Annotated in this window: 1 protein-coding gene; it reads left to right on the top strand. The window is 40.4% G+C overall.

What is annotated here, in order from left to right; translation table 11 throughout:
• A partial coding sequence (locus BN1044_RS10730) for an Ig-like domain-containing protein (protein WP_217492951.1) occupies nucleotides 1-907 on the top strand: 907 nt, incomplete at its 5' end.
• Nucleotides 908-1,206 lie beyond the last annotated feature (299 nt).

Here is a 1,206-nt window from a genome sequence, read left to right as displayed (position 1 = left end):
GGATACTTCCGAGTATCAGTGGGGCGCCAAAGGCTCAACGGCAAGCGTAGTGGAAAGCGGTGAAGGCAAAGCAATCAGCCAAAGCGGCGTAGTGCCAAGCTACACCATCGACAGCAGCGATGCGGGTCAGGTGTTAGAAATGTCGGTGCGGGCTAAAAATGGTGCAGGCATAGCTGGTAATGCTAAAACTATTAATACGGCTCAAGCTGGCGATGGTAATAACACCAATGGTGGTAAAGATGGTACGGTGGTAGAACCATATAAATTTACTGTAAATCCTAGTAGCAGAACTATTGGTGAAACACTGCAATATCAGTATTCGTTAACTGCTACTGCATATGGGGAACAAGTGAATGTACCTAACAGTGCTATTACATGGTCCTCTAGTAAAAATAATGTTGCGACAATTGATTCATCAGGGCTAGTTAGCGCTAAAACTGAGGGAAGTACAGTAATTACAGCTGTTGGCACATATAATTCCGAGCCTTTCAATGTCTCGTCAGATCTAACTGTGGCTCCACTAGAATATTCATCCCTATATGGGACTAGTGGTACAAACAATGCTACTGTTGTGGTGACTCCTCCAGACTACAGTATTGAAATGCAATGTGGTGAAATAGTCGATGGCATGGGCTCTATTGGAGGAACAGGTGGAGCACGAGAAATTATCGATAGTACAGATAATGTAACAAAAATTACGACAACTACAGGTAAGTGGGATAATAAATATATTGTTGGAAAGATTGTATTTACTTATAAAAATGGCTCAACCAAAACTTGCGGTCGTGCAGAGAACGTTACTAAAATATCGAAAATGTTTACCAGATACCAGATAACTACAGACTACAAGGATACAAGGCACATGGTGATGCGTATGTTAATGGGGTTCAATATATTATTGTGTTGAAATAAGATAACTTCATTCTAGTCTGTTTTAAATCAAAGTAATGCCTAAAGAGTGGCCCTCCCTATGCTGATGTACAAAATTGCTTGGGAGGGCTATGAAAAAATGGCCTAATCGAAATTTTTTATTACACCACTTAAATAAGTAGGTGTTAAATGATTCAGAAATGAGTGTTAGTGTGAAAAATAAAATTATTTCGTTCCTGTTTATGGCAGCTCATTTCTCGTGCTTTGCCCAATCCGATGTTAATCTAGCCTTTCATATGGGACTCGGTGCCAATGGGCATTATGAAATTGGCGGAA

Source organism: Hafnia alvei (genome assembly GCF_900095695.1).
GTDB classification, from domain to species: domain Bacteria; phylum Pseudomonadota; class Gammaproteobacteria; order Enterobacterales; family Enterobacteriaceae; genus Hafnia; species Hafnia alvei_B.
Note: the sequence above shows the minus strand (reverse complement) of the source record. Positions and strands in the feature narration are given on the sequence as shown.